Annotated in this window: 27 protein-coding genes and 1 pseudogene; 18 read left to right on the plus strand and 10 right to left on the minus strand. The window is 68.5% G+C overall.

The features are described from left to right. The first annotated feature begins 116 nt into the window (after positions 1-116). The 3 genes from ACNS88_RS05360 to ACNS88_RS05370 all read left to right on the plus strand — a co-directional run bounded on the left by ACNS88_RS05360 (position 117) and on the right by ACNS88_RS05370 (position 2,519). On the plus strand, positions 117-1,157 hold the full coding sequence (locus ACNS88_RS05360; protein WP_435094642.1) for a zinc-dependent alcohol dehydrogenase family protein: 1,041 nt from the start codon (positions 117-119) through the stop codon (positions 1,155-1,157). Between the two features lie 76 nt (positions 1,158-1,233). Next, entirely contained in the window at positions 1,234-1,410 is a 177-nt protein-coding gene (locus ACNS88_RS05365; RefSeq protein WP_435094644.1) for a hypothetical protein, read from the plus strand. Between the two features lie 197 nt (positions 1,411-1,607). Beyond that, complete coding sequence (locus tag ACNS88_RS05370) at positions 1,608-2,519, plus strand: HpcH/HpaI aldolase/citrate lyase family protein (RefSeq protein WP_435094646.1); 912 nt, start codon at positions 1,608-1,610, stop codon at positions 2,517-2,519. Positions 2,520-2,706: 187 nt separating this feature from the next. Here ACNS88_RS05370 and ACNS88_RS05375 read toward each other — a convergent pair whose 3' ends face one another. Then, entirely contained in the window at positions 2,707-3,075 is a 369-nt protein-coding gene (locus ACNS88_RS05375; RefSeq protein WP_435094648.1) for a VOC family protein, read from the minus strand. Between the two features lie 112 nt (positions 3,076-3,187). Between ACNS88_RS05375 and ACNS88_RS05380 the strand changes: the two genes are divergently transcribed. After that, the gene (locus tag ACNS88_RS05380; RefSeq protein WP_435094650.1) at positions 3,188-6,286 is read left to right on the plus strand and encodes an FAD-binding and (Fe-S)-binding domain-containing protein; all 3,099 of its coding nucleotides are present in this window, start codon (positions 3,188-3,190) and stop codon (positions 6,284-6,286) included. A 395-nt stretch (positions 6,287-6,681) separates the two neighbouring features. On the opposite strand, the gene ACNS88_RS05385 is transcribed toward ACNS88_RS05380, so the two are convergent. Continuing rightward, complete coding sequence (locus tag ACNS88_RS05385; protein ID WP_435094652.1) at positions 6,682-8,436, minus strand: L-lactate permease; 1,755 nt, start codon at positions 8,434-8,436, stop codon at positions 6,682-6,684. 280 nt (positions 8,437-8,716) lie between these two features. Here ACNS88_RS05385 and ACNS88_RS05390 point away from each other — a divergent pair, with 280 nt between their 5' ends. After that, positions 8,717-9,319, plus strand: a complete 603-nt coding sequence (locus ACNS88_RS05390; protein ID WP_435094654.1) for a class I SAM-dependent methyltransferase — start codon at positions 8,717-8,719, stop codon at positions 9,317-9,319. Between the two features lie 10 nt (positions 9,320-9,329). Here the strand turns inward: ACNS88_RS05390 and ACNS88_RS05395 are convergent, their stop codons facing one another. Continuing rightward, positions 9,330-9,794, minus strand: a complete 465-nt coding sequence (locus ACNS88_RS05395; RefSeq protein WP_435094656.1) for a DUF8743 domain-containing protein — start codon at positions 9,792-9,794, stop codon at positions 9,330-9,332. Between the two features lie 62 nt (positions 9,795-9,856). On the opposite strand from ACNS88_RS05395, the gene ACNS88_RS05400 reads away from it, so the two are divergent. Beyond that, a complete protein-coding gene (locus tag ACNS88_RS05400) occupies positions 9,857-10,969 on the plus strand; it encodes an ABC transporter ATP-binding protein (protein WP_435094658.1) in 1,113 nt (370 codons plus the stop codon). Next, a complete protein-coding gene (locus ACNS88_RS05405) occupies positions 10,966-11,814 on the plus strand; it encodes an ABC transporter permease (protein ID WP_435094660.1) in 849 nt (282 codons plus the stop codon). Before ACNS88_RS05400 ends, ACNS88_RS05405 begins: the two co-directional genes overlap by 4 nt. Positions 11,815-11,816: 2 nt before the next feature. On the opposite strand, the gene ACNS88_RS05410 is transcribed toward ACNS88_RS05405, so the two are convergent. Next, positions 11,817-12,266, minus strand: a complete 450-nt coding sequence (locus tag ACNS88_RS05410) for an acyl-CoA thioesterase (RefSeq protein WP_435094662.1) — start codon at positions 12,264-12,266, stop codon at positions 11,817-11,819. Here ACNS88_RS05410 and ACNS88_RS05415 point away from each other — a divergent pair. Then, a pseudogene (locus tag ACNS88_RS05415) lies at positions 12,265-12,579 on the plus strand (G protein-coupled receptor family protein); the annotation flags it as partial. The gene ACNS88_RS05410 and the pseudogene ACNS88_RS05415 sit on opposite strands and share 2 nt — an antisense overlap. On the opposite strand, the gene ACNS88_RS05420 reads toward ACNS88_RS05415, so the two are convergent. Genes ACNS88_RS05420 through ACNS88_RS05430 form a run of 3 tightly spaced genes read right to left on the minus strand, consistent with a single transcriptional unit; the run spans position 12,575 to position 13,499 of the window. Beyond that, positions 12,575-12,850, minus strand: coding sequence for a DUF7521 family protein (locus ACNS88_RS05420; RefSeq protein ID WP_435094664.1), 276 nt, complete (start codon positions 12,848-12,850; stop codon positions 12,575-12,577). The pseudogene ACNS88_RS05415 and the gene ACNS88_RS05420 overlap by 5 nt on opposite strands. Then, positions 12,847-13,146, minus strand: coding sequence for a DUF7521 family protein (locus tag ACNS88_RS05425; protein WP_435094666.1), 300 nt, complete (start codon positions 13,144-13,146; stop codon positions 12,847-12,849). Before ACNS88_RS05425 ends, ACNS88_RS05420 begins: the two co-directional genes overlap by 4 nt. Positions 13,147-13,148: 2 nt before the next feature. Next, positions 13,149-13,499: a helix-turn-helix domain-containing protein gene (locus ACNS88_RS05430; RefSeq protein ID WP_435094668.1), complete on the minus strand. Its 351-nt coding sequence runs from the start codon at positions 13,497-13,499 to the stop codon at positions 13,149-13,151. Between the two features lie 128 nt (positions 13,500-13,627). Here ACNS88_RS05430 and ACNS88_RS05435 point away from each other — a divergent pair, with 128 nt between their 5' ends. The 5 genes from ACNS88_RS05435 (at position 13,628) to ACNS88_RS05455 (ending at position 18,173) form a co-directional block, all read left to right on the plus strand. Continuing rightward, positions 13,628-14,323: a plastocyanin/azurin family copper-binding protein gene (locus ACNS88_RS05435; protein ID WP_435094670.1), complete on the plus strand. Its 696-nt coding sequence runs from the start codon at positions 13,628-13,630 to the stop codon at positions 14,321-14,323. Between the two features lie 109 nt (positions 14,324-14,432). Next, positions 14,433-14,615, plus strand: coding sequence for an HVO_0416 family zinc finger protein (locus ACNS88_RS05440; protein ID WP_435094672.1), 183 nt, complete (start codon positions 14,433-14,435; stop codon positions 14,613-14,615). 88 nt (positions 14,616-14,703) lie between these two features. After that, positions 14,704-14,862: a DUF7563 family protein gene (locus tag ACNS88_RS05445; protein ID WP_008002314.1), complete on the plus strand. Its 159-nt coding sequence runs from the start codon at positions 14,704-14,706 to the stop codon at positions 14,860-14,862. A gap of 129 nt (positions 14,863-14,991) precedes the next feature. After that, positions 14,992-16,836 (plus strand): UvrD-helicase domain-containing protein, encoded by a 1,845-nt coding sequence (locus ACNS88_RS05450; protein ID WP_435094674.1) that lies wholly within the window; start codon positions 14,992-14,994, stop codon positions 16,834-16,836. Further along, positions 16,833-18,173, plus strand: a complete 1,341-nt coding sequence (locus tag ACNS88_RS05455; protein ID WP_435094676.1) for a M24 family metallopeptidase — start codon at positions 16,833-16,835, stop codon at positions 18,171-18,173. Before ACNS88_RS05450 ends, ACNS88_RS05455 begins: the two co-directional genes overlap by 4 nt. Before the next feature lie 14 nt (positions 18,174-18,187). Here ACNS88_RS05455 and ACNS88_RS05460 read toward each other — a convergent pair whose 3' ends face one another. Then, positions 18,188-18,517: a DUF7533 family protein gene (locus tag ACNS88_RS05460; RefSeq protein ID WP_435094678.1), complete on the minus strand. Its 330-nt coding sequence runs from the start codon at positions 18,515-18,517 to the stop codon at positions 18,188-18,190. Positions 18,518-18,632: 115 nt separating this feature from the next. Here ACNS88_RS05460 and ACNS88_RS05465 point away from each other — a divergent pair, with 115 nt between their 5' ends. Then, the gene (locus tag ACNS88_RS05465; RefSeq protein ID WP_435094680.1) at positions 18,633-19,256 is read left to right on the plus strand and encodes a riboflavin synthase; all 624 of its coding nucleotides are present in this window, start codon (positions 18,633-18,635) and stop codon (positions 19,254-19,256) included. A gap of 679 nt (positions 19,257-19,935) precedes the next feature. On the opposite strand, the gene ACNS88_RS05470 is transcribed toward ACNS88_RS05465, so the two are convergent. Together ACNS88_RS05470 and ACNS88_RS05475 are read right to left on the minus strand one after the other, a co-directional pair. Continuing rightward, positions 19,936-20,634 carry a phosphoglycerol geranylgeranyltransferase gene (locus tag ACNS88_RS05470; protein ID WP_435094682.1) on the minus strand — a complete coding sequence of 233 codons (699 nt, stop codon included), beginning with the start codon at positions 20,632-20,634 and terminating at the stop codon, positions 19,936-19,938. Between the two features lie 75 nt (positions 20,635-20,709). After that, positions 20,710-21,789, minus strand: a complete 1,080-nt coding sequence (locus ACNS88_RS05475) for a tubulin/FtsZ family protein (protein WP_435094684.1) — start codon at positions 21,787-21,789, stop codon at positions 20,710-20,712. A gap of 76 nt (positions 21,790-21,865) precedes the next feature. Here ACNS88_RS05475 and ACNS88_RS05480 point away from each other — a divergent pair, with 76 nt between their 5' ends. The 4 genes from ACNS88_RS05480 to ACNS88_RS05495 are packed head-to-tail and all read left to right on the plus strand — an operon-like array spanning position 21,866 to position 26,919. Beyond that, on the plus strand, positions 21,866-22,615 hold the full coding sequence (locus ACNS88_RS05480) for a DUF7310 family coiled-coil domain-containing protein (RefSeq protein ID WP_435094686.1): 750 nt from the start codon (positions 21,866-21,868) through the stop codon (positions 22,613-22,615). Positions 22,616-22,642: 27 nt separating this feature from the next. After that, positions 22,643-23,113: a DUF7311 family protein gene (locus ACNS88_RS05485; protein WP_435094688.1), complete on the plus strand. Its 471-nt coding sequence runs from the start codon at positions 22,643-22,645 to the stop codon at positions 23,111-23,113. A gap of 33 nt (positions 23,114-23,146) precedes the next feature. After that, on the plus strand, positions 23,147-25,099 hold the full coding sequence (locus ACNS88_RS05490) for an ATPase, T2SS/T4P/T4SS family (RefSeq protein WP_435094690.1): 1,953 nt from the start codon (positions 23,147-23,149) through the stop codon (positions 25,097-25,099). Beyond that, complete coding sequence (locus ACNS88_RS05495) at positions 25,096-26,919, plus strand: type II secretion system protein (RefSeq protein WP_435094692.1); 1,824 nt, start codon at positions 25,096-25,098, stop codon at positions 26,917-26,919. Before ACNS88_RS05490 ends, ACNS88_RS05495 begins: the two co-directional genes overlap by 4 nt. Positions 26,920-26,945 lie beyond the last annotated feature (26 nt).

The raw sequence follows: 26,945 nt of genomic DNA on the forward strand, positions 1-26,945 counted from the left end.
ACAGGACACGGTCGAACCTCGATGCGCGACACGGACGGGCTCGGCCTCTGGTTCGTACGGCGGGTCGTCGGCTGGTCCGACGCCGCGCTTATCTGCGTTCGAGCCGCATCGACGGTATGCGCGCTGCCATTTTCAACGGTCCCGGCGACATCGGTGTCGAGGAACGACCGCAACCCGAGATCGAGGCCCCGACCGACGCGGTCGTCCGCGTGACCCACACCGCGGTCTGCGGCTCCGACCTCTGGTTCTACCGCGGCGACAGCGATCGCGACGCGGGCTCGCCGGTCGGCCACGAGCCGATGGGCATCGTCGAGGAAGTCGGCGACGAGGTCACGTCGGTCGCGCCCGGCGATCGCGTGCTCGCCCCCTTCGCCATCTCGTGTGGCGAGTGCGAGTTCTGTCGGAAGGGACTCCACTCCTCCTGTGAGAACGGCGACTCGTGGGGCGGCGACAACGGCGGCGCCCAGGGCGAGTACGTCCGGTCGACGCACGCCGACGGCACGCTCGTTCGGGTGCCCGACCGGTTCGCCGACGACGAGGACACCCTCCGGTCGCTGCTCCCGCTGACCGACGTGATGGGGACTGGCCACCACGCGGCCGTCAGCGCGGGCGTCGAGGCCGGATCGACGGTAGTCGTCATCGGTGACGGCGCGGTCGGGCTCTGCGGCGTCCTCGCGGCCCGCCGGCTCGGCGCCGAGCGAATCATCGCGGTGGGGCACCACGAGGACCGACTCGAACTCGCCGCGGAGTTCGGCGCCACGGAGACCGTCTCGGAGCGCGGCGAGGCCGCCGTCGAGCGAGTCCGGGAGCTCACCCACGGCGGTCCGAACCACGTGATGGAGTGCGTCGGCGCCGCGAGCGCGATGAACACCGCCATCGACGTCGTGCGCCCCGGCGGCACGATCGGGTACGTCGGGGTTCCGTACGGCGTCGAGGAGGAGGGCCTCGACGTGTTCGGGATGTTCGGCGACAACGTCACCCTCGCAGGCGGCGTCGCCCCCGTCCGCGCGTACGCCGACGAGCTGATGGATGACATCCTGCAGGGCACGCTCGACCCAGCGCCGATCTTCACCGAGACGGTCGGCCTCGACGAGGTCGCCGAGGGGTACCGCATGATGGACGACCGGGAGGCGATCAAGGTGATCGTCAAGCCGTAGCAACGCTCGTCTCGGCCGTCTTCTCCGCGATATCGGCGCAATATGTATCCGCGATCATTTCGTGCTGCCTGTTGTCGTGTGCTATCGCAATATCGAGGCGCGCTCGATTGCGGAACCCCGAGAGCGTCACCGGTCTGTAGAGCCGGGCGACGCGCTCGACGAGGCCCCCGATGTCGGGGCCGTCGACGACTCAGCGGACGATCCCGAGGAGCACGAACCCCCGGCCGAACCGCGCGCTCCGGCCGACGACTGACGCGGTCGGGACCGGCTCCGCCCCGAACCCCGACGGTTTTTCGCGGTCGACGTCTCGGTGAGCGACGTCGATTCGATCGAGAGCACCGCTCTCCGCGGACGGCTCGCTCGTGATATTCACTCGGTCGTGACTCAGAGAAAATAGCCCCGGGTAAGGTAGCTTTATTTTCATGGACAAGCGTGATAGATACGCTATACATGACGGACGTTACTCTACGCCGGACACAGCTTGCAACGCCCGCGAGCGACGAGAAAATGATGCACTCGGCGGCCGACAGCGACGCCGACGAGGTCTTCCTCGATCTCGAGGACTCAGTTGCGCCGAACGCGAAGCCGGACGCGCGCGAACCGCTCATCGAGGCCGCTCGTGAGGAGGACTGGAGCGACAAGGTCCTCAGCTTCCGGATGAACGGCATCGACACCAAGTGGTGGTACGACGACGTGATCACCGTCGTCGGCGAGGCGGGCGAGTCCATCGACGACATCATCGTTCCGAAGGTGAAGTCCGCCAGCGACATTCACACCGTCGAGAACCTGCTCGCGCAGGTCGAGGAGAACAACGGGCTGGAGGTCGGCGGCATCGGCCTCGAACCCCAGATCGAGGACGGCGAGGGGATGCACAACGTCCACGAGATCGCGCACGCCTCCGACCGGCTCTCGTCTATCATCTTCGGCCCGGGCGACTACTCCGCGGCGATGGGGACGCCCGGACTCGACATCGGTCAGTTCCCGGAGTATCCCGGCCACTACTGGCACCACGCGCTCTCCGAGTGTAACGCCGCGGCGAAGTCCGCCGGAGTGCCGTGTCTCGACGGGCCGTACGCCGACATCGAGGACGCCGACGGGTTCCGCGAGTCCGCCGAGAACGCCAACATGATCGGCTGTGACGGCAAGTGGGCGATCCACCCGTCGCAGATCGAGATCGGCAACGAAGTGTTCGCGCCGGACCAGGAGACCGCCGAGCGCGCCAAGCGCATCGTCGACGCCTACGCCGAGGCGATGGAGGAGGGCAAAGGCGCCGTGAGCGTCGACGGCCAGATGGTCGACGAGGCCACCAACAAGATGGCTCAGGACATCGTCGAGACCGCCGAGGCCGCCGGAATCCTCTGAGGCCGCGCCCGACTTCGACTCGCGTTCCGCCGACACACCGATTTTTTGGCGTCGAGCGCGTCTCGAAGCGGCAGTAGTCGACAACGGGAGTAGGTGTTGCAGTTTGTCAGCAGTGACGCGGTATTTAAGTGACTGTGAGCGGCTGCGACGGTCACTTATAAACCCGCTCCCCGATCGCCGGCTCTGTTTATAAGGGCTCGATCAGCTCCACCGCGTGCCCGTCGGGGTCCTTCACGAACGCGGTGCGCGCGCCGGCCGCCGGCTGGTCGCCCGGCTCCTTCACGACGCCGTGGTGGTCGATCGACTCGAACGTCGCGTCGACGTCGTCGACGCCGACGGCGACGTGGTCGTAGCGGTCGCCGTCCGAACTCGGCTCCGCGCCGTCCGTGTCGGACAGCTGGAACTCGACGCCGGCGTCGTCGGCGACGTAGACGTTGCGCGTGTCGCCGTCCGGAGTCGTGAACTCCCAGGAGCGCTCGAAGCCGAGCTGTTCGACGTACCAGTCGGCGGTGCGGTCGGCGTCGGTCACGTTGAGACACGTGTGGAGAATCTCCATGGGTCGCGGTGTCGCGGCGAGCTAATAAATCCCGGCGAGGAGACGGTTCGTGCGCTCCCGTGTGACTGTCATGAACAAAGGTTTTATTCGGTGTTCTCCCTCGGGTATTAGCATGGCAAGCGAGCCCACGCGGGGAGGGAACACGCCCGACTTGGACACGTCGGCGGCCGCGCTCGGTCACGATCGACCGGACGTACCGGCCTACCGAGCGCTCGCGGCGGATCTCCGCGAGCGCGTCGCCGGCGAGGTTCAGTTCGACGAGTACGCGCAGGTGCTGTACGCCACCGACGGCAGCATCTATCAGGCGCGCCCGGCCGGCGTCGTAACGCCGCGCTCGGTGGAGGACGTGCAGGCGACGATGCGGGTCGCCGCCGACCACGAGGTCCCCGTCATTCCGCGAGGCGCCGGCTCCTCGCTCGGCGGGCAGAGCGTCGGCCCGGGGTGTATCGTGCTCGACTTCTCGACGCACATGGACGAGATTCTCGAGGTCCGCTCCGACGACCGCCGGGCGGTGGTCCAGCCCGGTGTCGTGCAGGACCAACTCGACGAGCGGCTGGTCGAGGACGGGCTGAAGTTCGCGCCCGACCCGGCCTCCTCGGCGCGCGCGACGGTCGTCGGCGGCATCGGAAACAACTCCACCGGCGCGCACTCGGTGCGCTACGGGATCACCGACGCGTACACGGAGGAGCTGACGGTCGTGCTCGCGGACGGCTCGCTGGTCGAGACGCGCGAGGTCGTCCTCGACTCGCCGGAGTACGAGACTCTGGTCGAAAACGACGACCGCGAGGCCGCGCTGTACGAGACCACCCGGAAACTCGTCGAGGAGAACGAGGCCGAGATCGACGAGAAGTACCCGAGCCTCAAGCGCTCCGTCTCCGGGTACAACCTGCAGAAAGTGATCTACGAGAACGACGAGGGTGAGGAGGTGATCAACCTCTCGAAGCTGTTCGTCGGCGCCGAGGGAACGCTCGGCACGATCGTGGAGGCCGAGGTGTCGCTCGTCACCCGCCCCGAGGAGACGGCGCTCGCGCTGTACACCTTCGACTCGCTGGTCGACGCGATGAAGGCGGTGCCCGAGGCGCTGGAGTTCCCGGTGAGCGCGGTCGAGCTGATGGACGACGAGGTGTTCGCGCTCGCCGCGGGCTCCCAGGAGTTCGCGCAGTACGCCGAGCCGATCCCCGACCGCGCCACCGCGGCGCTCATGCTGGAGTGGGACTCCGAGCTCGTCGACGACTTCGAGGGCGCGATCGCCGACACGAACGCGCACTTCGTCGACGAAGGGGACGCCTTCGACGTGCTGGAGGCGTACACCGACGAGGACCAAGAGGACCTCTGGAAGCTCCGGAAGGCGGCCATCCCCCTCTTGATGAGCATGCAGGGCGACCCGAAGCCGTACCCGTTCATCGAGGACGCGACGGTGCCGCCCGAGGAGCTCGCGGAGTACGTCGGACAGTTCGAGGACGTGCTCACCGACCACGACACCTCGGCCGCCTACTTCGCACACGCCGGGAGCGGCACCCTCCACATCCGCCCCATCCTCTCGCTGAAGGAGGAGGAAGGCGTTGAGAAGATGCACTCGATCTCCGAGGACGTCACCGACCTCGTCTTGGAACACCACGGCGCGTTCTCGGGCGAACACGGCGACGGGCTCGCGCGCACCGAGTTCAACCCGAAGATGTACGGCGAGGCGCTCTGGAGCGCGTTCCAGGAGCTCAAATCGACGTTCGACCCCGAGTGGCGGATGAACCCCGGGAAGGTCGTCTACGTCGACGGCGACACCGCCGCCGAGCGCGGCTACCCCGACACCGCCGCCGACACGGACATGCGGGAGAACCTCCGGTACGGACCCGCCTACCAGTCGATCGAGCCGCAGACGACGCTCGACTTCTCCGACGAGGGCGGGTTCTCGCACCTCGTCGAGCTGTGTAACGGCTGTGGCACCTGTCGAGAGGTCGACTCCGGCGTGATGTGCCCGACCTACCGCGCGTCCGAGGAGGAGATCCAGGCGACCCGCGGGCGGGCGAACATGCTCCGGGCCGCCATCAGCGGCGAGCTCGACGAGGACGAGATCCACTCCGACCGCTTCCAAGAGGAGGTCCTCGGGCTCTGTGTCGGCTGTAAGGGCTGTAAGAGCGACTGCCCGACCGGCGTCGACCTCGCGAAGCTCAAAGCCGAGGTGAAACACGAACACCACGAGGAGGAGGGCTCCGGGCTCCGCGAGCGGATCTTCCGGGACATCGACCGCTTCTCCGCGATCGGGAGCACGCTCGCGCCGGTGTCGAACGCGGCGACGAAGATCCCCGGCGCCCGCGCCGTGATGGAGGCGGTCATGGGGATCGCCCCGGACCGCGAGCTGCCGACGTTCCGTTCCGAGAGCTTCGAGGAGTGGTTCGCGTCCCGCGGCGGGTCGACGGTCGACCCCGACGAGGCGGTCGACACGGTCGCGCTGTTCCCCGACACGTACACCAACTACAGCTACCCGGCCGCCGGGAAGGCGGCGGTGACGGTGCTGGAAGCGGCCGGCGTTCGCGTGGAGGTTCCGGACGACCTCGCTGCGTCGGGTCGTGCGGCGTTCTCGACCGGGTTCCTCGACGAGGCCCGCGAGCGCGCCGCGACCAACGTCGCGGCGCTCGCGCCCCGCGTCCGCGACGGGCAGTCGGTCGTCTTCGTCGAGCCCTCGGACGCCGTGATGTTCCAGGACGAGTACCTCGACCTCCTCGACGGCGACAACGTCGAGACGGTGTCGGCCGCCGCGTACGGCGTCCTGGAGTATCTCGACGCCGGTCGCGTCGACAAGCGGTTGGCGTTCGACGCGCCCGCGGAGTCGCTCACGTACCACGGCCACTGCAACCAGAAGGCGACGAACAAAGACCATCACGCGGTCGGCGTGCTCCGCCGGGCGGGCTACGACGTGGACCCGCTCGACTCCTCCTGTTGCGGGATGGCGGGCTCGTTCGGCTACGAGTCGGAGCATTACGACATCTCACAGGCCATCGGCCGGATCCTCTTCGATCAGGTCGAAGAGAGCGGCGGCGAGACGGTGACCGCGCCAGGGGCCTCCTGTCGGTCGCAGCTGGGCGACCGCGACGGCGCGGAAAACCCGCCGCACCCGATCGAGAAGGTCGCCGAGGCGGTGACCGGTCCCGCGCCGGACGCCGTCGCCGACGCGGGCGCCGGCGAGACGGAGACGCCGTCGGCCGCAGACGACTGAATCAACACCGCGGCCGACGGGGCTCTGCCGCGCTGCCCCGGCTACGAATTTTTGCTGCCGACCGCGAGGCATGGTAGCAGCTACCGATAGCCCGTACTCCGGACCTCTCGACCGGTCAGTACAGACGGACGACGAGCGACACCGGGAACGGGAAATCAGTGTGGCGTCCCCGCTGTGATACGTGAGAAACCGAGCGACGGCGCCGATCACTTATAAAATCGACGTGGTCGGCGCGTGCCGCCGAGCGCACCGAGTCCTCGCGACTGGGGCTTTGGCGGTGTTCATCGTCGATCTGGCATTGACCATTTATAAGCGAGCGGCTGGGACCTCGGAGACGCTCTCCCCGGATCGCGATCAGTCATAAAAAAAGCCGCGCCGCAGCGCCGTCCCGGCGTTCAGAACACGCCGGGGAACAGCACGTAGCTGAACAGCATACACAGGATGCCGACGCCCGTCGCGTAGTACAGCAGCGGGATCATGTTCAGCCGCATCACCCGCCCCTCCTGTCCGAGGAGGCCGACCGTCGCCAGCGCCGCGACGAGGTTGTGGATCGCGACGAGGTTCCCGATGGCACCGCCGACGGCCTGCGCGCCGACGATGATGGTGCGCGGGAGCCCGAGCTGCGTCGCAGCCTCGAACTGGAACGCGCCGAAGGTGATGTTCGAGACGGTGTTCGACCCGGCCATCGCCGCGCCCAGCGCGCCGATGAGCGACGCGAAGGCGGGGTAGGCGGGACCGAGGGTATCGGCGGTCGTCTGTGCGAGCAAGACGATCATGCTGCCGACCTCGGGCGCGCCGGGATGCGCACCGGACTGGAGCATCACCTGCACCATGGCGATGACGAACACCAGCGCGATGAACGGTGAGACGATCTTCCGGGCGGCCTCCTTCCACGCGTCGCTAACCTCTTCGCCCGACATGCCGAAGATCGGGATCGCGATCACGGCGCTCACGATCAGCCAGAACCCGGGCACGCTCATCCACGCGAAGCTTCCGCCGAGCGTGGTTCCGAAAATGTCGCTGAAGCCGATGACGAAGGGATCGCTCCCGATGAAGTTCGAGATCGGATCGACCGCGCGAGTGATGACCAGCAGGATCACCAGCGCGATGTACGGCGACCACGCCTTCAGCAGCGAGATGTCCTCGCCGCCGCTCAGGTCGGCCGCCTTGGCCTCGGGCGAGACGTCGCCGCGGCCCTCGGCGCCGCCGTTAGACTGACCGGGCTCGATCGAGCCGACCCAGTGGTCTTCCCACCGGTCGCGGTCCGGGAACTCCCACTCCTCGTCCGGCAGGAAGTAACCCGCCCGCAGGGCGCTCAGAACGATCGCGCCGCCGACCATCGACCCGATGAGCGACGGGAATTCGGCCGTGAGGAACCACGCCGAGATCCAGTACGGGATCGCGAAGGAGATCCCGGCGAACAGACACAGCGGCGCGACCTCCCAGGCCGGCGCCAGCGAGCGGTCGTCCGGATCGCCGAAGAAGTAGACGACCATGCCGACCGCGAACAGCGGCATCACGAAGCCCACCAAGGCGTGGTACGTCGCCGCCCACGCCGCCACCTCGATCGAGAACTCTTGAACGGTCATTCCGCCCTCCTCGATCGCGGTGCGGGTGAATTCGACGTTCTCCATCGGGTTCTGGATGCCGACGATAATCGGCGTCCCCACCGCGCCGTACGTGACGGCGATGATGTGCCCGATGATCCCGGCGATGACCGCCGCGAGCGCCGGGAAGCCGAGCCCCAAGAGCAGCGGCGCGACGACCGCGGCCGGCGTCCCGAAGCCGGCGGCGCCCTCGATGAACGTCGCCATGAAGAAGGCGATCAGGACGATCTGCACGCGCCGGTCGTCGCTGACCGTCGCGAATCCCCGATTTATCCGATCGAACGCACCCGCCTCCATCAGCGTATACAGGAGGACGAGCGCGCCGAAGACGATCCAAAGGATCGTGATCGCGGTTATGACGCCCACGGCGGACGCCGCCGCCAGCCAGTTTACCGGCATATTCCACGCGAAGTAGCCGATCGCCAGCGCCGCGACCCACGCGAGCGGCATCGCACGCGTCGCGGGCCAGAGGAACCCGACCAGTAGGACCCCCGCGAGAAGCAGCGGGATCGCGGCCACCACGACATCAATTCCAGTCGTCATGGGTCTCCCCCTCGGTTACTATCGTTTACTCGATTCCGTCGACGACTCATGTGACAGGTTATCATCGACATACAACGCGAGCAACATCATAGTCATTAGTTATAAATGTAAGTTTTTGAACCGGCGCCTCCCCGCGATTTTCTCCGTTCGGTGTCGCAAAAGATGTCACAATCAATATTATATATGTTTGTTTTGCTATCGATGGTCACTCGGCTGCCACCGCCTTCCGCGACCGTCGGTCCGCCCGAGAAGTCATATCGCTCGCGTCCCAATTCCGTCCATGGACCGCAACGACGTGCGGCGCGCGTGGGACGACGTGGCGGCGACGTACGCCGCCCGCCGCGACCCGGACGGCTCCGACGCGGCGCTGATCGACGACCTGCTCGCCGGGCTCCCGCCCGACCCGGCCGTCCTCGACGTCGGCTGCGGCGACGGCGCCCGGACGCTCGCGAACCTCCCGGCCGGCAGCGTCGGGCTCGACATTTCGCGGCGCGGGCTCGACCTCGCTCGCGAGGCCGTTCCCGGGGCACAGCTCGTCCACGGCGAGATGTCCGCGCTGCCGTTCGGCGCCGACCGATTCGACGGGATCACGGCGTACCACGCGGTGTTTCACGTCGACCGCGACCGACATCCGACGGTGTACGAGGCGTTCGCACGCGTCCTCCGTCCGGGCGGTCGGCTCCTCATGACCCTGCCGGGCGGCCGGTTCGAGACGGTGCGCCGCGGCTGGATGGGCGGTCGCATGTTCTTCTCGGCGCCGGGGCGCGACCGCACCCTCGCGCAGCTCCGCGAGGCGGGGTTCGACGAGATCGAGACGACGACCGCGACCGACCCGCTCGGGAGCAGCACCGAGTTCGTCTTCGCGACGCTCGGCGGGGAGTGATGGCCCCTGCTCACTCCTCGCGAGCCGCCCGCGTCGAGAGCGCCGAGAGCGTGGTCGCCGCCCGCAGGTCCTTGACGGTGCAGTACCACGCGCCTCGCACCCCGTTCGCGTCGTTCTCGACCGGTGAGTCGAGCGGGACCAGCTCGTCGAACTCGAAGACGACCACGACCCGCTCCTCCGAGAAGGGGTCGATCAGCGCCGCCCAGTCGTCTCCGTCCATCGGGCCGGGCTCGCCGCGGGCCTGTTCGGTGTGGTCGACGACGCGGGCGTAGTGGGTGATCGCCGAGACCGGTGCAGTCCGGTAAAAGGCCATGTAGTCGAACGCCGCGCGCGTCCGGTCGTACGACCGCGGCGCCGGGTAGAACCCCTCGCGACAGCGCTCGAAGGTGTCCGGCCGCGTCGCGACGACGCAGACCCGCGCCTCGCCGGGTGCGTCGTCGGCAGGCGCGTCCGCGACGAATCTATCGAGGTTCATCGTGTACCCCGCGATAGCCGCCGAGCGCGGATATATCCGCGCTCAGCCCGTACTGTAGTCTGATGGCAGAGAGCGCGGCGAGCGAACGCGGCGATCCCCGCGAGCGCGACGAGCTCCGGTCCGACAGTGTCCGGTCGACCGATGCTTCGGCGGGGATCTCCCCGCCGGCGCTCGCGATTGAGGGCGTCTCGAAGCGATTCAGCGGCGGCGACGAGTCCGTGCTCGCGGTCGACGACGTGAGCCTGACCGTCGAGCGCGGTTCGATCGTCGGGCTGCTCGGCCCCAACGGCGCCGGCAAGACGACCCTTATCAAGTGCGCGCTTGGAATCGTTCTCCCCGACGCGGGGTCGGTCCGGGTGTTCGGGACCGACGTAGGCGACGGGCGGCGGGCCGCGTACGCCGACGTCGACGCGATGTTGGAGGGCGCCCGCAACGACTACTGGCGGCTCACCGTCCGCGAGAACCTCCGGTACTTCGCGACGATCAGCGGCGTCGACCCGAACTCGGTCGCGGGCCGCCACGATCGGCTGCTCGACCGGCTCGATCTGACGGAGAAGGCCGACACCCCGGTTCGAGAGCTCTCGCGCGGGATGAAACAGAAGGTGTCGCTGGCGAGCGTGCTCGCGGGCGGCGCGGAGCTGGTCTTCCTCGACGAGCCGACGCTCGGGCTCGACGTAGAGAGCTCGCGGACGCTGCGCCGGGAACTCCGGCGACTCGTCCGCGAGGAGGGGATCACGATCGTCGTCAGCAGCCACGACATGGCCGTCATCGAGGACGTCTGCGACCGCGTGGTGATGATGGCGGACGGGCGGATCGTCGCCGACGACACCGTCGCGGCGCTCCTCTCCGGCACCGAACGCGACGTCCTCCGCGTCGGCAGCGCCGACATCGACGACGCGGTCGTCGCGACCCTCCGAGAGCGGTTCGACGTGCGGGCGGTCGAGACCGGGGTCGACGCGGGTGACCCCACCGCCGTCGAGGTCGCCGCCGCGGGCGACGCCCTGTACGACCTCATGGACGCGCTCCGCGAGGCGGGCGTCACTGTGGAGGAGATCGGGACCGTACACCCCGAGCTGGAGGACGTGTTCGTCGATCTCACCGGGATGGAGCCGGGCGGGAGCGGGACAGCCCGGGGCGAGCAGGCGGGTGCAGACTCGCGGGGACGGTCGCCGTGAGCCGGGACGCGGAGCCGACGTCGACCGGCGGCGAGTCCGCTGACCCCACCGGCCCCACCGACGAGCCGCGTCCGGCCACGTACTACCACCTCGCACGGGCCGTGCTCTACCGCGAGTACCTGATCTTCGTCCGATATCCCGCGAACGCGATCGGCGGGATCGTCGTCTCGCTGTTCTTCTTCTCCGTGCTCTTCTTCGGGGGGCGAATGCTGGCCGGGCGGGCGCTCACCGACTCGCTCGCAGGGATCATCGCCGGCTACTTCCTGTGGACGTTGTCCGTCGGCGCCTACTCGTCGGTGTCGAACGACATCGGCAGCGAGGTGCAGTGGGGGACCCTAGAGCGGCATATCACCACCCCGTTCGGCTTCGCGCCGGTCGCCCTCTTAAAAGGCGTCGCGAAAGTGGTGCGGACGTTCCTCACCTCGGCGGTCGTACTCGCGGTCATGCTGCTGCTCACGGGCACCCGGCTCAGCCTCGACCCGCTCACCGTCGTCCCCGTCGCGGGGCTCGCGATCACGTCGGTGCTCGGGCTCGGCTTCGCCGCCGGCGGCGTGACGGTGCTGTACAAGCGGATCGGTAACTGGCTGAACCTGCTGCAGTTCGGGTTCATCGTGCTGATCTCCGCACCCGTCCTCGACGCGCCGTGGACCCGATTTCTCCCGCTGGCCCACGGGAGCGCGATGCTCCAGCGCGCGATGGTCGACGGCGCCAGGCTGTGGGAGTTCGGCCTCGCCGACCTGGCGCTGCTCGTCGCCGTCGCCGTCGGCTACCTCCTCGGTGGCTACGTCGTCTTCCACTACGCGACGCGGCGGGCGCGGCGGCTCGGGGTCTTAGGGGACTACTGACCTCAGCGCTCCTCGTCCGGCTCGGCCGCCAGCGCGGCGTCGCGGAGCTCCCGGCAGCGGTCGCCGGCGACCTCCAGTTCGGGGACCGGAGTCGGCTTCCCGTCGGCGTCGACCGCGACGAACACGAAGTACGACTCCGTCGTCAACTCTCGCTCGCCGGTGCGGGGGGACTCGCGGTACGCGCGGATCCGCGTGCGGAGGCTCGTTCGCCCGACCGCGTACACGTACGACTCGACGATGCAGGTGTCGCCCTGCGGCACCGGTCGCTTGAAGTCGAGCCCGTTGATCTTGGCCGTGACGCACGTCTCGCCGGCGGCGCGCATCGCCGACATCGCGCCGATCTCGTCCATCCACTTGACGACGTTACCCCCGTGGGCAGACTCGTAGTTGTTCGTGTGGGTCGGCTGGACCCGCTGACGGTTTTCGATGTAGGTCTCGCTGACGTTCGGCATGCCGACTGGTGGGGCGGACAGGGTAAAAACGGCGGTATTCGGGGGCGTCTACGCGCTCTCCGCCGTAGTGCTTCTCGCGCTCGCGGCGCGCAAGCCCGCGAAACTGCGTCGGTACTACTATCCGTTCGTCGCGGTGTCGGGCCTCGGCGTGGGGATGTGGGCGGCCGGCATCGGGACGATAGCCGTCGGCAGCGGCACGCTGGACGGCGGACAGCTGGTGACCGACTACGCGGCGTACCCGTTCTTATTCGGCTTCGCGGCCCTTGTCGCCGGGGCGAGTCGGTGCTACATCGCAGGCGTGGTCGGGCTCACCGGAGAAACGACCGAAGGAGGACGAGGAAACCGCAAGCCAGCGCGACGGACTCCGCGAGGTGGACCTGAGTGAGCGTCAGGCCGGTGAGCTGGTAGAGGAACCCCTCGATGAGAACGCCGAAGGTGATGAACGCGAACCCGATCGTCGCGTCGCGGAGATAGCGCGTCCCCCCGCGGAGATAGGCGCGGAGACTGACCGCGGTCGTCGCGACTCCCAACAGGAGGAGGACAGCACGGGTGAGCGTCAAGACGACCGCCCAGTCGCCGGTCACGATGTATCACCCCCGCTCGACGGTTCGGAGAACTGGCCGTGTAACGAGTACAGGATTACGAGCATCCCCACGGCGACGAGACCGGTCTGGATCGTCCCCGCGACAAAGATCGACAGCCCGACCACGTCGAAGAGGACTCCTTCGAGTACCGAGCCGACGGTGATGAAGAGGAATCCGATGGCCACGTACAGCATCGGTTCGCTCCGGTAGGACCGGTAGCCTTTGTACGCCTGTTTCGTTATTAACAGCCCTAATCCGACCGTGACGAGCTTCGCGATGACGAGTTCGATGTGCATTGTTATAGCTCCCTGATGTCGCTCCAGATGCGCGAAAAACGCTGTGCAGCGTCCTCACGGACGTGGACAGAGACGTCGATCTCACCGTCGTCGATGTCGACGTCGAGGTGGTCGATGTTCGCCACGAAAACGCTGTGGTGACTCCCGTCCGGCTCGATCTGTGTCCGTTCGACCAAGAGGTCGTGGGCGACCATCTCCTCCGCTCGCCGATAGATGGTCGAGAGTGCGACATTGCACTCGTCGCTGAGCTCTTTGGCGGACAGCGGCCCGCGACTCGTCGCCGCCAGAACCTGTCGGACGCGCTCCTGGCCGAGGAGTTCGAGGAGCTCGTCGTTGCTACCGTCTGTTGACACAGAGATTCCCCCGGATACCGCTAGTGCCCGCCGAGGCGTAATATAAGAGCCGTTTTGCGTCGCGTGCAAAACAGGGAGCCCGTCTATGGTACTCCCCCCTGTACTCTCAGGTGGAGAGGTATCCGACAATGACAGACCGGTCACACTACACGCGTCGGCGGATTGTACAGCTGTCGAGTGCCGCTGCGGCCGTCGGTCTCGCGGGGTGTTCGAGCGCATCGACCAGCGGCGGTGAGTCGGACTCGGAATCCACTGGGTCGTCTGATGGAGAAGATCATAGCGGAGAGGACGACGGCCACGACGAGGGCGGGGACGAGCAGAGCGACGACGGCGGACACGACGACGGCGGACACGACGACGGCGACGGGCACGGAGGGGTCGGTGAACCGACCCCGACCGCCGCGGTCGACATGATAACGACCGACGACGGCGGGACCCACTTCGCACCGCACGTCGCGAGGGTCGAGACCGGCGGGACCGTCACGTGGACACTCGAAAGCGGGAGTCACAACGCGGCGGCGTACCACCCGGACAACGACCAGCCGCAGCTCGTTCCGGACGGCGCCGAAGCGTGGGACAGCGGAATGCTCTCGGAACACGGAGCGACGTTCGAACACACGTTCGAGACGGAGGGCGTGTACCACTACTACTGTACGCCACACGAGGGCGTCGGAATGATCGGGAGTGTAATCGTCGGCGAACCGGACGCCCACGGGCAGCCCGCGCTCGAGGAACCGCCGGCTGACAAGCCGCAGGCCGTCCGCGAGAAGATCGTGGAGCTCAACGAGATGTGTAACGAGGCCCTCGGACACGGGCACGACTGAGCGACACCGCCGACCGTGCGGTGAGTTTCCCGATCGATCGGCCGGGCGATACCGAGGCGATGGAAAGCGTGAGAAGATATATATACTCCCGTGACATGGGTTAACATGCATGTCTAGTAGTGCATCCAGCGCGGACGACGACGTGTTCGACGAGTTCCTGTCCGACCGCGGCCACGAGACGGAGATCGTACGCTGGGAGCGATCCTATAATAAGCTTCAGTGTCCGGAGTGCGGTGCACTACATCCCGAGGGAACCGCGCAGTGTGGCGTCTGCGACTGGCGCCCGACCTGACTCCAACGACGTCGCACGGCCGGTTAGCGGTTTTCTTTCGGCAGGACTCGGCGGCAGTATTATGTAGTGTCAATCGATAGTGGCGAGTATGCCGACCTGCCAGAACTGCGGTTCGTTCGTCACGACCGACTACGTTCGGGTATTCACTCCGAACGAGGTCGATCGTCCCCGTGTCTGCCCCGCCTGCGAGGACCTCGTTCGCGACGGCGCCGACGTGCGAGAGGCGCGGGCGACGAGAAGTAACTGAGCGCGGCGCAATTCGACAGCGACCGTGTCGACGACCCGACAGCGGGGGGCGTTGACACCCCGACACAGCGTTTCCTCCGGAACGCCCCGAGCCACGCCGTTTAAGGAGAACCGGGATCACAAATAGATAATGACCGATCCCACGGTGACGCGACTGTTCGGCGGTCCGGGCAGCGGGAAGACCACGGCGCTCCTGGATCGCGTCGAGGGGATCCTCGACGACGGGGACGCCGACGTTCGTGATGTACTCGTCGTCTCGTACACACGCGCGGCCGCCGCCGAGATACGCGAGCGGCTCGCCGAGCGGCTCGACATCTCCCCGCGTAGCCTCCAAGGGAACGTCTGTACCATGCACGCGAAGGCGTACGAGCTGCTCGATCTGTCTCGCGGCGACGTGGTCGGCGAGGACGACAAAGAAGAGTTCTGCGAGGAGTACGGCATCGAGTTCGAAGACCAGCACGGCGGCGCCGGGCGGCGGACCGCGCGGTCGACGACGATCGGCAACAAGATTATCGCCACCTCGCAGTGGCTTCAGCGCACCGAGCGCGACGTGTCCGACTGGTACGACGTGCCCTTCCAGTGGAACGTCGAGGAGGTTCGGCTCCCGCCCGAGGAAGACCCCAACGCCCAAGAAGGGAACAAGTACACCCCGACGTGGCCCTCCGACGACGAGCGGATCGACATCCCCGAGACGATCCGCGCGTGGCGCGGCTACAAAGGCGACCACGGGCTGGTCGGCTTCGCAGACATGCTCGAACGCGTCGCGCAGCGCTCGCTCGTCCCGAACGTCGACTACCTGATCATCGACGAGTTCCAGGACATCACGACGCTGCAGTACAACGTCTTCGAGGAGTGGAAACCCCACATGCGGAAGGTGCTCATCGCCGGCGACGACGACCAGGTCGTCTACGCGTGGCAGGGCGCCGACCCCGACCTCCTCTTAGACACCCCGGTCGACGAGGACGTCGTCCTCCCGAACTCCTATCGGCTCCCCTCCGAGATCCTCAACGTCGTCAACGCCGAGATCCGGCACATCGACAAGCGACAGGAGAAGGACCTCCACCCGCGTAAGGAGGGCGGCACCGTCGAGGCGATTGAGTCGCCGTCGATGATCGAACTCGTCCGGAACGTCCGGTACACCGTCGACGACGACGAGGGCGACATCATGTGTCTGTTCCGGGCGCGCTACCAGATGTTCGACTTCATCGACGAGTTCATCGACCACGGAATCCCGTTCACGATGCTGACCGACGGCCGGATGTGGACCGACCGCGTGCAGGACTACGTCAGCGCCATCGAGAAGATCGACGCCGGCGATCCCGTCAACGGGCTCGAGGCCCGGCGGCTCGCCGACATGCTGCAGGACTCGGCGTTCGGCACCCACGAGCGCGACGAGTTCTACGACTTCCTCGACGACCGCGAGGAGGCGGCCGACGCCGACGACATCACGCGGATCGAGGTGACGACCGACGAGCTCGACGGGTTTATCCCGTTCATGCCGGACACCGCGAGCGCCGACGACATGGTCCGGAAGGTGACGAGCTTCCAGCGGAAGTCGATGGGCGCGTACTTCGACGGCGAGTACGAGGGCGCGGACCCGACCCGCGTCCGCGTCGGCACCATCCACTCCGCGAAGGGGCGCGAGGCCGACCACGTGTTCGTCGCGACCGACCTCACCGAGAAGGTCGTCGAGCAGATGGCGGCCTCCATCGACGACCCGACCGACGTGGACGGCGTCGAGGAGTTCACCAAGACCACGAGCCCGGTCCCAGTGCTCACCGACAACGAGCGCCGCGTGTTCTACGTCGGGATGTCCCGCGCCCGCGAGCGACTCGTGATCATGGAGAGCCTCATCAGCGGGGCGCCGACCCTCCCGATCAGCGTCCTCCTGTTCAACGAACTTCGCGACGAGCCCGCACAGGAACTCATCGAGGAGGTGCAGGCGGAGCTGGCCGTCCCCGAACCCGACCCGTGAGCGACAGGGGTGACGGCGCAGGCACCGACACCGCCGAACACGGGCAGTTCCGCCAGCTCCCCCCGCTCCGCACCGATCTCACCCCGATCGTCGAGGCGATCGATGCCGCCGACGCCGACGCCTTCGTCGCGGTCGGCGACCGGTTCGACGACGACCTCCGGTATCTCACGCGCTTTTGCGGTCCGGACCGGCCCTACGCGCTGGTGATCGTTCCGGACGACGGCACCGCGGGTCGCGCCATCTGCTGTGCCCCGTCGCTGTTCCGCGAACAGGCTGAACGGGAGTTCGTGGCTGGCACACGCGACAGGAGTGAAGGCGACGACGACGGCGAGTTCCACGACGGCGAGTTCCACGACGGCGTCGCCCGCGAGGTACGGACCGATCGCGTCGGCGATCACGCGGGCGAGCGCGCGGCGGCGGTCGTGCGTGGCCTGCTCGGGAGCGAGACCGACGACAGCAGCGAAACCGACGACAACACGCTCCTCGTTCCCCCCTCGATCCCGCACGACGCGGCGGTGTACCTCGAACGCGACGGCAACGCGCTCGCGTCGACCGACGCGGTCGCGACGGCGCGCGCTCGGAAGACCGCCGCCGAGCTCGATCGGCTCCGCCGGGTTCAGCGCGCGGCCGTCGCGGGAATGGCGCGCGCGGAGGCCGTGTTGGCAGAGAGTGAGGTTGGCACGGACGAGACGGAGAGCCCGGCTCTCCGCTGGGAGGGCGCTCCGCTGACCGCCGAGCGTCTGCGACGGGCGGTGAACGCGACGCTCGCCGCCCGCGGCGTCCGCGACGCCGGAAACACCGCGATCGGCGCCGGACCGTCCGCCACGGACCGCCACTGCGTCGGCGATAACCCAGTCCGACCGGGCGAGACGGTGCTGATCGACGTCTCGCCCCGCGGCCCGGACGGCTACTACGGCGACCTGACCCGAACGTTCGTCGTCGACGGCGACGGCGGCTGGGAGCGGCGGGCGTACCTCGCGGTCGAGTCGGCCCGGGACGTAGCCCTCGACGAGATCGAGCCGGGAGTTCCCGCCAAAGCCGTCCACGGCGAGGCGGCCGCCGAGTTGGCCGCGTACGGGTTCGATCCGAACGCGGGAGAGGGCGAGGCCGGCTTCACTCACGACACCGGCCACGGCGTGGGCGTGAGCCGTCACGAGTCGCCGTCGCTGTCGAGCGGGACGGAACTGCGGCCGGGACACGTCGTCGCAATCGGGCCGGGGGTGTACGACCCAGACGTCGGCGGCGTCAGGCTGGAGGACCTCGTCGTCGTCAGTGAGGACGGGTACGAGATATTGGCCGAGTACCCGTTCGGGATCGTTCCGTCCGAACGGGAGTGATATCTGATGGAGCCCTACTTCTCGACCGTGGTCGCGTCCTCGGGCGTCGCCTCAGCCGGCTCCCCGTCGGTCGCGTCCGAATCGTCCGACTCCGCCTCAGCGGCATCAAGCGCGACGAGTCCGCGGAGCTGTCGGGGGAGCAGTCCGGAGAGCAGTCCCCGGAGGATCCGCCCCGGATCGAGGAAGTACTGGGGGAGGACGACCATGGCGGCGGCGACGACGAGCAGACCGACGCCGAGCGCGACCTCGCCGGCGAACAGCCGGATGACCGCGTAGTTCGCGAGCGGGAGGGCGAAGATCAGCGACGCCGCCAGCCCGACCATGTCGGTCAGTCCGAGCCTCATTGGAACCGAGTTGACTCCAGGGGGTCAAAAGGGGCGCGACAGCGGCGGGAGCCGATCGCAGACGACGCCCGACCGAACACCGAACCGATATGTGTCGCGCGCACCTACTTTCGGTATGTTCACCGGCATCGTCGAGGACACCGGGACCGTCCGCGAGCGGACCGAGACCGATGACGGGCTTCGACTCCGGATCGGCGTCGACGGGTTCGACGACCTCCACCACGGCCAGTCGATCAGCGTCAGTGGAGTCTGTCTCACGGTCGAAGAGTACGACAGCGACGCAGACGCCACCGGCGACGACGACGCCGACGACTGGTTCGAGGTGTTCCTCGCGAGCGAGACGGTCGCGAAGACGTACCTCGGCGCGGTCGACGAGGGCGACCCGGTCAACGTCGAGCGCGCGATGCCCGCCGACGGGCGGTTCGACGGCCACGTCGTGCAGGGGCACGTCGACACCGTCGCCGAGGTGACGGCGGTCGAGCGCATCGGCGAAGACTGGCGGTTCACCTTCTCGATCCCGGAAGCCCACGGGGACTACCTCGTCGACAAGGGGTCGGTAACGCTCGACGGCATCTCCCTGACGGTCGCGGAGAAGCGAGGCGACGAGTTCGACGTCGCGATCATCCCGACGACCTACGACCTCACGACGCTCTCGGAGAAGTCGGTCGGCGACCCGGTCCACCTCGAAGTCGACGTGATCGCGAAGTACGTCGAGAACATGATCGGCGGATACGTCTGAGGGCTGCTGCGGCGAAAGGGTGTGTCAAACTCTCGGACTGCTCGGTTGTGTGTCTCAGAGGACGAGACTACGACGGTCATTTTTAAACTCACAGCCGCTCAATTATAAGTGGTCGACTCCGAGGTGAACACCTACAAAGCCCCAGCCGCGACGACTCGCGCGCTTTGCTGCGCTCCTCGCTCGGTCGCTATCGCTCCCTCGCTGCGGTGCTTGCTGCAGCGTGCTTCGTCCTCGCGGCTGCCCCTTTGAGTCCCACCCGACCGCAACCTCACCTCACACCCCCCCAGCCTCGCGGTTCGCGCTCTCCGAGCGCTCACCGCATCCCTCGCGCGTGTTCCTCGCGGCCGCTTAAAGGCGGCCGCTCACAGGCACGCGCCGACCGCAGTACCGATCCACGCAGTCCAGCGAATCGACCGCCTCCTGTATGGAGGCATCCGCGAGCGGAGTCGTTCGAAAGGCGCTCGCGCCTTTCGTGATGTCGTCAGAACGCAAGCGTTCTGACTGCTAGCCAGAAATCAGAGATTTCTGGCGATGACGAAACGACTTGCCGTTTCGAACCACGAGCGGTTCACCGACAGCGAGGCGACGCCGAGCCGTCGGCTTTTTCCCACCAAGTTTTTCGAGGAGCGGTTCCCAAATCGAACGAAGTGAGCGAGGGAACCCGACGAGAAAACGGTGGTTAGGCGTCCTTGGCGCCCTTCACCGTCTCGCGGACCGCGTCGACGCCCTCGTCGTGGAGCAGGTCGCCGACGACGATCACGTCGCTGTGAGCGGCCATCTCGTTGGCCGGCTCGTAGCCGTGGATCCCGCCGCCGTAGAAGAGGGTGGCCTCGTCGAGCGCGTCGTGGGCGGCGGCGACCTTCTCTGTGTCACCAAACATGCCCGAGTACTCGACGTAGACGATCTCCTGGCCGAACATGCGCTCTGCCACCTTCGCGTAGGCCGCCACGTCGTCGGCGCTGAGGTCGCAGTCGGCCTCGGTCAGCTGGGCGACCGACGCCTCGGGGTTCAAGACGATGTACGCCTCGGTGTGGGTTCGGTCCCAGTCGAGGTCGTCGATGCGGACCCACTCCTTGTGCGCGCCGGTGATCCAGAACGGGCCACCGGCGTTGAACACGGTCGGGATCAGGTAGCCGTCGAGGGCGGGCGAGTCGATGACGACGCCCGGGTTCGACGGCTCCTGATACAGCGGCACGTCGTACTCGGCGGCGGCGTCGACGACGCGGGTCATCTTCTCCGCGGTGACGTCGAGGGTCCCGCCGATCTCGATCGCGTCGGTCCCGGTCCGGCAGACGTCCTCGAAGGTGTCGTCCCCGTACAGCTCCTTGTCCGGGTCGACCTTCAGCACGTGGTCCCAGTCGTCCCACGGGTTGTTCATCGGAAACGACTCCACCGGGCGGAAGTAAAAAGCTGCGGAACCTGTCCCGCCGGAACCCGGGCCCGGAGGTGGCGACTACAGCAGGTCATCGATCTCGTCGTTCTGGAACGCGTCGGCGGGGTCCGGCTGTTCCTCCGGCTCGTCTCGAACCGCCTGTCGCGCACGTTCGAGGAACTCCTCGACGCGGCGCGAGCGCTCGACGCCCCCGAGGAGGACCAGGGCGGCCACCCGGTCGGAGTCGAGCGGGAAGTCCCCGCCGCGCACCTGCATCGACCCGGTCTCCTCTTGGAGCCACTTGCGCGCCTTCTCCGCACCCTTCCGGGAGATTCGGTCGGGGTCGCCCGCGATGGCGACGAGGGCAGTATCCGCGTCGGTCGCGTTCGGGAGTGACATCCCCGTCATCACCGCGCTTCGAACCGCGCTCATCACGGTCGTGACGTTCTCCTCGGCGTCCTCGGCGGCGGGCGCGGACGAGAAGCCGACCGCGGCCATGCCGCCGGCGCGCAGCGTGTTGATCACCTCGCTCGTGTCGACGACCGACTCCGCGACGCCCTCGACCGACTCGCCGGCCGCGAGCAGGAGCCCGACGCGCTTGGCCATCGAGGCGTTGACCGCCGCGTAGCCGCCCTCGACCGACTCGCCCGCGGAGCGCCACGCGTCGTTGTCGAGCACGATAGTCGCGTCCGCCTCGCGGACGAGCGTCTTCAGCGAGCGCCCGGCGTTCACCTGATACATCGCCCCCTCGTCGCGTCCGGGGAGGATCCCGAGCGCGTACACCGGCACGTCGTACACGCGGTTCAGCTCCCGAACGAGCACCGGCGCGCCGCCGGAGCCGGTGCCGCCGCCGAGCCCCGCGACCACGAACAGCGCCTCGGCGTCGGCGGTCACCTTCGGCGCGAGCGCGTCCAACACCTCGACTGCGTCCTCCTCCATCACCTCGGCGCCGAGTTCGTTGTCGCCGCCGACACCGTGTCCGTTCACCCGCGACTGGCCAACGAGGACCGCGTCGAGCGGGAGCGGCTCTAAATCCGCCGACGCCGTGTTCACCGCGAGCGCATCGAGCACCGCGCCGTAGCCGGCATCGGCGTCGAACTCGGCGAGCGCCGTCGTGAGCTTCCCGCCCGCCTGTCCGACGCCGAGGAGGACCGCTTTCATGATTGGAAGATACCCGATCGAGTGGTAATACCTTTTCCCCCGACAGTTAAGTAGGAAGCCGCGGCCAGTCGGCCGCGTGACCGACCACACTCGCGACCGTACCCGGCCGTTCGCCGACACCGGAGGGACGCCGGAAACGACGAGCGACGGGCAATCGGAACGATCATCGGCGTTCGATCGAGCCGACCGCACGCCGGTCGGAACGGCGGAACCGACTCGCCCGGCGGCGGACCAGATGACGCGAAATCGGACGGTAGGCGTCGATCCGGGCAACGATCCGAGCGCCGAACCGGACGCCGATACGACGGCCGATCCGGACACGGGCCGGGACGACGACCGACTCGAACGACGGCTTCGCGCGGTCGAGCGAGCGCTCACCGGGACCGACGACGCCGTCGCCGACCTCGGGGACGAAGCGAACGCGAGCGCAGAGCGTGAGGAGCTTTCAGCCCGGCTCGACGACCTCGAAGCGCGCGTGGAGGAGCTGGAGGCGGCGACACAGGCGATTCGGGGATACGTCGGAGCGGTCCGGTCTGTCAACCAAGCCGTCGAGCGCCGCGCCGATCTGGCGCTCGCAAAAGCGAGTGAGAGCGGCGACGCGGCCGCGAACGAGAACGCGATCAGCGACGACGCCGGCGACGAGATGGTCGGCTCCAGCGTGCCGAGCGAGACAGACCTCGACACCGCCGTTCCGAATGATCAGCGCCGAGGAACCAGGGCGGGAGCGACAGTCGAGTCGGCGGTCGATAGCCCCGAAACGAACGACGAGAAGGCGGACGACTCGTGGCGCGACAGCGCGCTGGATCGGCTCCGTGACTCCTTGTGAGTCCCTTCGCACCGCGAGGAGGGGTCGATGATCCGCGTCGTCCTCACGGTCCTCGTCGCCGTCGCCCTCCTCGCGACCTCGGTGCCGGCGCTGGAGGACGCTCGCACCGCCACGACCGACGAGCGACTTCAAGCCGAGTCGGACCGCGTCGAGCGGGCAATCGGGGGACTCGCCTCCGAGTCGATGAGCGTCTCGGACCCGGCGCTCGCCGCACGGACGACGGTGACAGTCCGTGCGCCGAGCGGTGTCGCCGCCGCGCGGATCGACCGGCTCGCGATCGTCGAGCCGGAACGGTCAGTGAACGGATCTGGCGCTGCGCTCCGGTATCGGATCGACGGCGACCGCGACCGGACCATCTCGATCGTTCCAGACGCGGTGACCGCAACTGTCGGGGTCGTCGACGGACCGATCGCGCTCCGAACGCGCGGTGAGAGCCGTCTAGAGCTCCGTCTCGTCGACGATAGCGGCCCGACCGTCAAGATCGCGCGGATCGGGTGAGAGTTTATATGTGATACCGCGGGCACGCTCGCCATGAGCTTCGATCTCCCCTCGCTGTCGTCGCTCGGGGACGACGACGCGCCGCTACGCGCGCTCCCGTGGGTCGATGACAACGCCGGAGACTGCCGGTGTGAACCGTCGTTCAGAGAGCCGGCCGGGACCGGCGTCGGCGATCGAGTCGTTCTCGCGGTCGACGCCGACAACTGCCCCGGGCGCGGTGATCTCGCCGCGAGTCCCGCCTGTCTCGCGACGGTCGTGGAGGCGCTAACGGAGCGCGACGCGGACGTGATCCGGACGCGACACGCGGGTCGGGAGCGGACCTACGCCGGGCGGGCCGCGGCGTGTCTGATCGCCGCGGGGCGGTTCCGCGAACAGGTCGCGTTCCACGAGACGCGGCTCGCGGAACGCGTAACCCGGGAGCCGGTCGCGGCGGCGAGAGAGGCGAGCGGCCGGGAGGGACCGCCGAAGCGGATCGCCGCAGAGACCGGACTGGCCGAGACCGTCGCGAACGCGGAGGAGACCGGCGACGTGCTGCGGGCGCACATCGGCCCGACCATTGCGGCCACGCGCGTCGCGTCGGCGCCGCCGCCGGACGCGGCGCTCGTCGACCGATGGGAGATTGACACCGGCGCGACGGTGCGGCTGTACGAGGGGACGGGACCGCTGCGGACGTACCACCTCACGCCGCCGTCGACGCGGCTCGACGACGAGGCCGTCGAGCGGCTCGCGGCGGCCGAAGACCGGCTGCTCGACGACCCGACCGGGGGCGACAGAGCGCCGGGACGAGCGGTGCGGTCCGTCGCGGCGGCCGGCGACCCCGTCTCGACGCTGGTCGACGTGCTCCGCCGACACACCCGCGGGTACGGCGCGTTCGAACACGTGTTCGCCGACAACCGCGTGAGCGACGCGACACTGTCGGCCCCCGTCACCGAGAACCCGCTCCGGGTCGTCGTCGACGGGGAGCGCTGTCGCACCAACGTCAGGCTACCGCCCGAGGGCGCGGCGACGTTGGCGTCTCGACTCCGGCGGACGAGCGGGCGCGGGTTCTCTCGGGCGAGTCCCACGCTCGACGCGACGATCGAGACCGAAGCCGGGCGCGTTCGGGTCGCAGCGACGACGGATCCCGCCAGCGACGGCCTCTCCTTTACCTTCCGTCGCGGCGACCCGGACGCCTGGACCCTCGCACGGCTCGTGGACGTCGAGACGATGACGCCGGCGGCCGCCGGGCTCCTTTCGGTGGCCGTCGAGCGAGGCGTGACGGGGCTCGTCGCCGGCGGCCGCGGCGCGGGGAAGACGACCGCACTCGGGTCGCTTCTCTGGGAGCTCCCGGCCGAGACGCGCTCGATACTGATCGAAGACACCCCGGAGCTGCCGGCCGAAGCGGTGACTGCGACCGGACGCGACATCCAGCGGCTCCGGGTCGGAGACGGTGCGGAACCGTCGCCGAGCGAGGCGGTGCGGACCGCGCTCCGGCTGGGCGGCGGCGCAATCGTCGTCGGAGAGGTCCGTGGCGAGGAGGCAGCAGCGTTGTACGAGGCGATGCGCGTCGGCGCGACCGGTGAGGCGGTCCTCGGGACGATCCACGGCGAGGACCCCGAGGCGGTCCGAGAGCGGGTCGTCACCGATCTCGGCGTCTCCCCCACCTCGTTCGCCGCGACAGATCTGATCGTCGTGCTCGACGACCACCGCGTCCAGACGATCGCCGAGGTCGTCGGCCACGACGACGGTGCGGCATTCGAGCCGCTGTTCGAGCGAACCGGAGCGGGGCTGGCTCCTACCGGTCGAATCGACCGCGGGGAGAGCCGACTCGTCGAGTCGCTCGCTGACGCCCGCGAATCGTACGCTTCCGTCCGCGACGCGGTCGATCGACGGGAAGAAAAGATCGAGGAGGCGGCGAGGACCGGACGGATACCGCCGGAACAGTACGTCGACCGCGACGGCGATAACCGGGGAAGCAACGGCGGCGTCAGCGGTGGCGAACGATGACCTATCCGGACGGCGAACGAAGCGGGGCACCGCGACGCAGTGCGGCGGACAGCGGTGAAGGGTCAGCCGAACTCCGCCGGGCGATCGCGTTTCTTGGATGGGACGCGACGAGCGACCGAGTGATCGAAGCGGGATACCGAGCCGGCGTGGGGGTCGGCCTCGCCTGCGCCGTCGCCGTCGCGGTTGTCTTCGGGCCCGTCCCGGGCCTGCTGTTCGGGCTGGCGGGCGGCTTGGGCGCCACACATGCCATCCACCGGGGACCCGTATGGCTCGCCTCGCTCCGGCGGACCAGAGCCCTCGGGGCCGCGCCCGGGCTCGTCGGACGGCTCGTGTTGCGAATGCGACTGGATCCGTCGACGGAACGCGCCGTCCGGTTCGCCGCGCGGACCGGCGACGGGCCGCTCGCCGACGGCCTCGCACGCCGTGAGCGAGCGAATGCCGACGGGCCGACCAGCGGACTCAGAGCGTTCGCCCGCGAGTGGCAGCCGTGGTTCCCGGCGATCGACCGGGCGGCAGCGCTCGTCCGGACGGCGGCATCGGCGCCGCCCGAACGCCGGGATCGGTGTCTGGACCGCGCGCTCGACGCGACGATCGCCGGAACGACCGACCGGCTCGCCGCCTTCGTCGGCGAGGTCCGCGGCCCCGTGTCGGCGCTGTACGCCTTTGGGGTGTTGCTCCCGCTCGCGCTCATCGCCCTCCTTCCGGCTGCCGCCGCGGCCGGCGTCCCGATCGGCCCCGGCGTCGTCGCGGGACTGTACCTCGGCGTCCTCCCGGTGGGGCTGCTCGCGGCGTCGGCATGGCTGCTCTCCCGTCGTCCGGTCGCGTTCGCGCCGCCCAGTATCGGCAGCGACCACCCAGACGTCCCGGAGAACGGGATCCAGGCCGCGGTCGCCGGGCTGGGAGCCGGAGGAATCGCCGCTGTCGTTGCGGCGAGGGTCGTCGCCCGGTGGGCCGCACCGGTTGCGGGAGTCGGCGTCGGAGCCGGTGTCGCGCTGTTCGTCGCCGTCCGCCACCGAAGAGCGGTGCTGTCGAACGTCCGTGCCGTCGAGCGCACCCTTCCGGACGCGATGACGGTGATCGGCGGCGACGTGGCTGAGGGGGTGGCCGTCGAAACCGCGATCGCGAACGCCGGCGAGCGGCTCGACGGTGCGACCGGAGAGCTGTTCGAACTCGCCGGACGGCGGAGCAACACGCTCCGTGTCGACGTCCGAGAGGCATTCCTCGGTCGCGGCGGCCCGGCAGTGCCGGTCCCGTCGCCGCGGGTGCGCGGAGCGGTCGCGCTGCTCTCCGTTGCCGCGCGGGAGGGCCGACCGGCGGGCGACGTGCTGCTCGAACTCGCCGATCAGCTGGAAGACCTCCGCGAACTCGAGAGCGACGCGCGGCGACAGCTCGCGACCGTGACGGGCACGTTAATGAACACGGCGGCAGTGTTCGCACCGCTTGTCGGTGGGGCGACTGTCGCGCTCGCAACCGGTGTCGACGCGGTCGACGCCGGGGGGCTCGGCGCCGGAGCGACGGCCGGGGCGGACGCGCTGGGCGTCGGCGGGACCGGTGGCGTCGATACCGTCGGCAGCGAGCCCGTCGGGGCGGCCGGCGAAACGACCCCGAGATCGAACGGTGGCGGCGCGCTCTCGGTCCCGGTCCTCGGGCAGATCGTCGGCGCGTACGTGTTGATCCTCGCACCGCTGCTCACCGCGCTGGCGACCGGACTCGAACGGGGGTTTGACCGGGCGCTCGTCGCTTATCGGGTCGGGATCGCGCTCCCGACCGCGACCGCGACCTACCTCGTCGCATTCCTCGGTGCCGGGACGCTGTTGTAGCGAGGACGAGGACCTTTCGGGGATCT

The organism is Halorubrum shenae (assembly GCF_051194165.1).
Taxonomy (GTDB): Archaea; Halobacteriota; Halobacteria; order Halobacteriales; family Haloferacaceae; genus Halorubrum.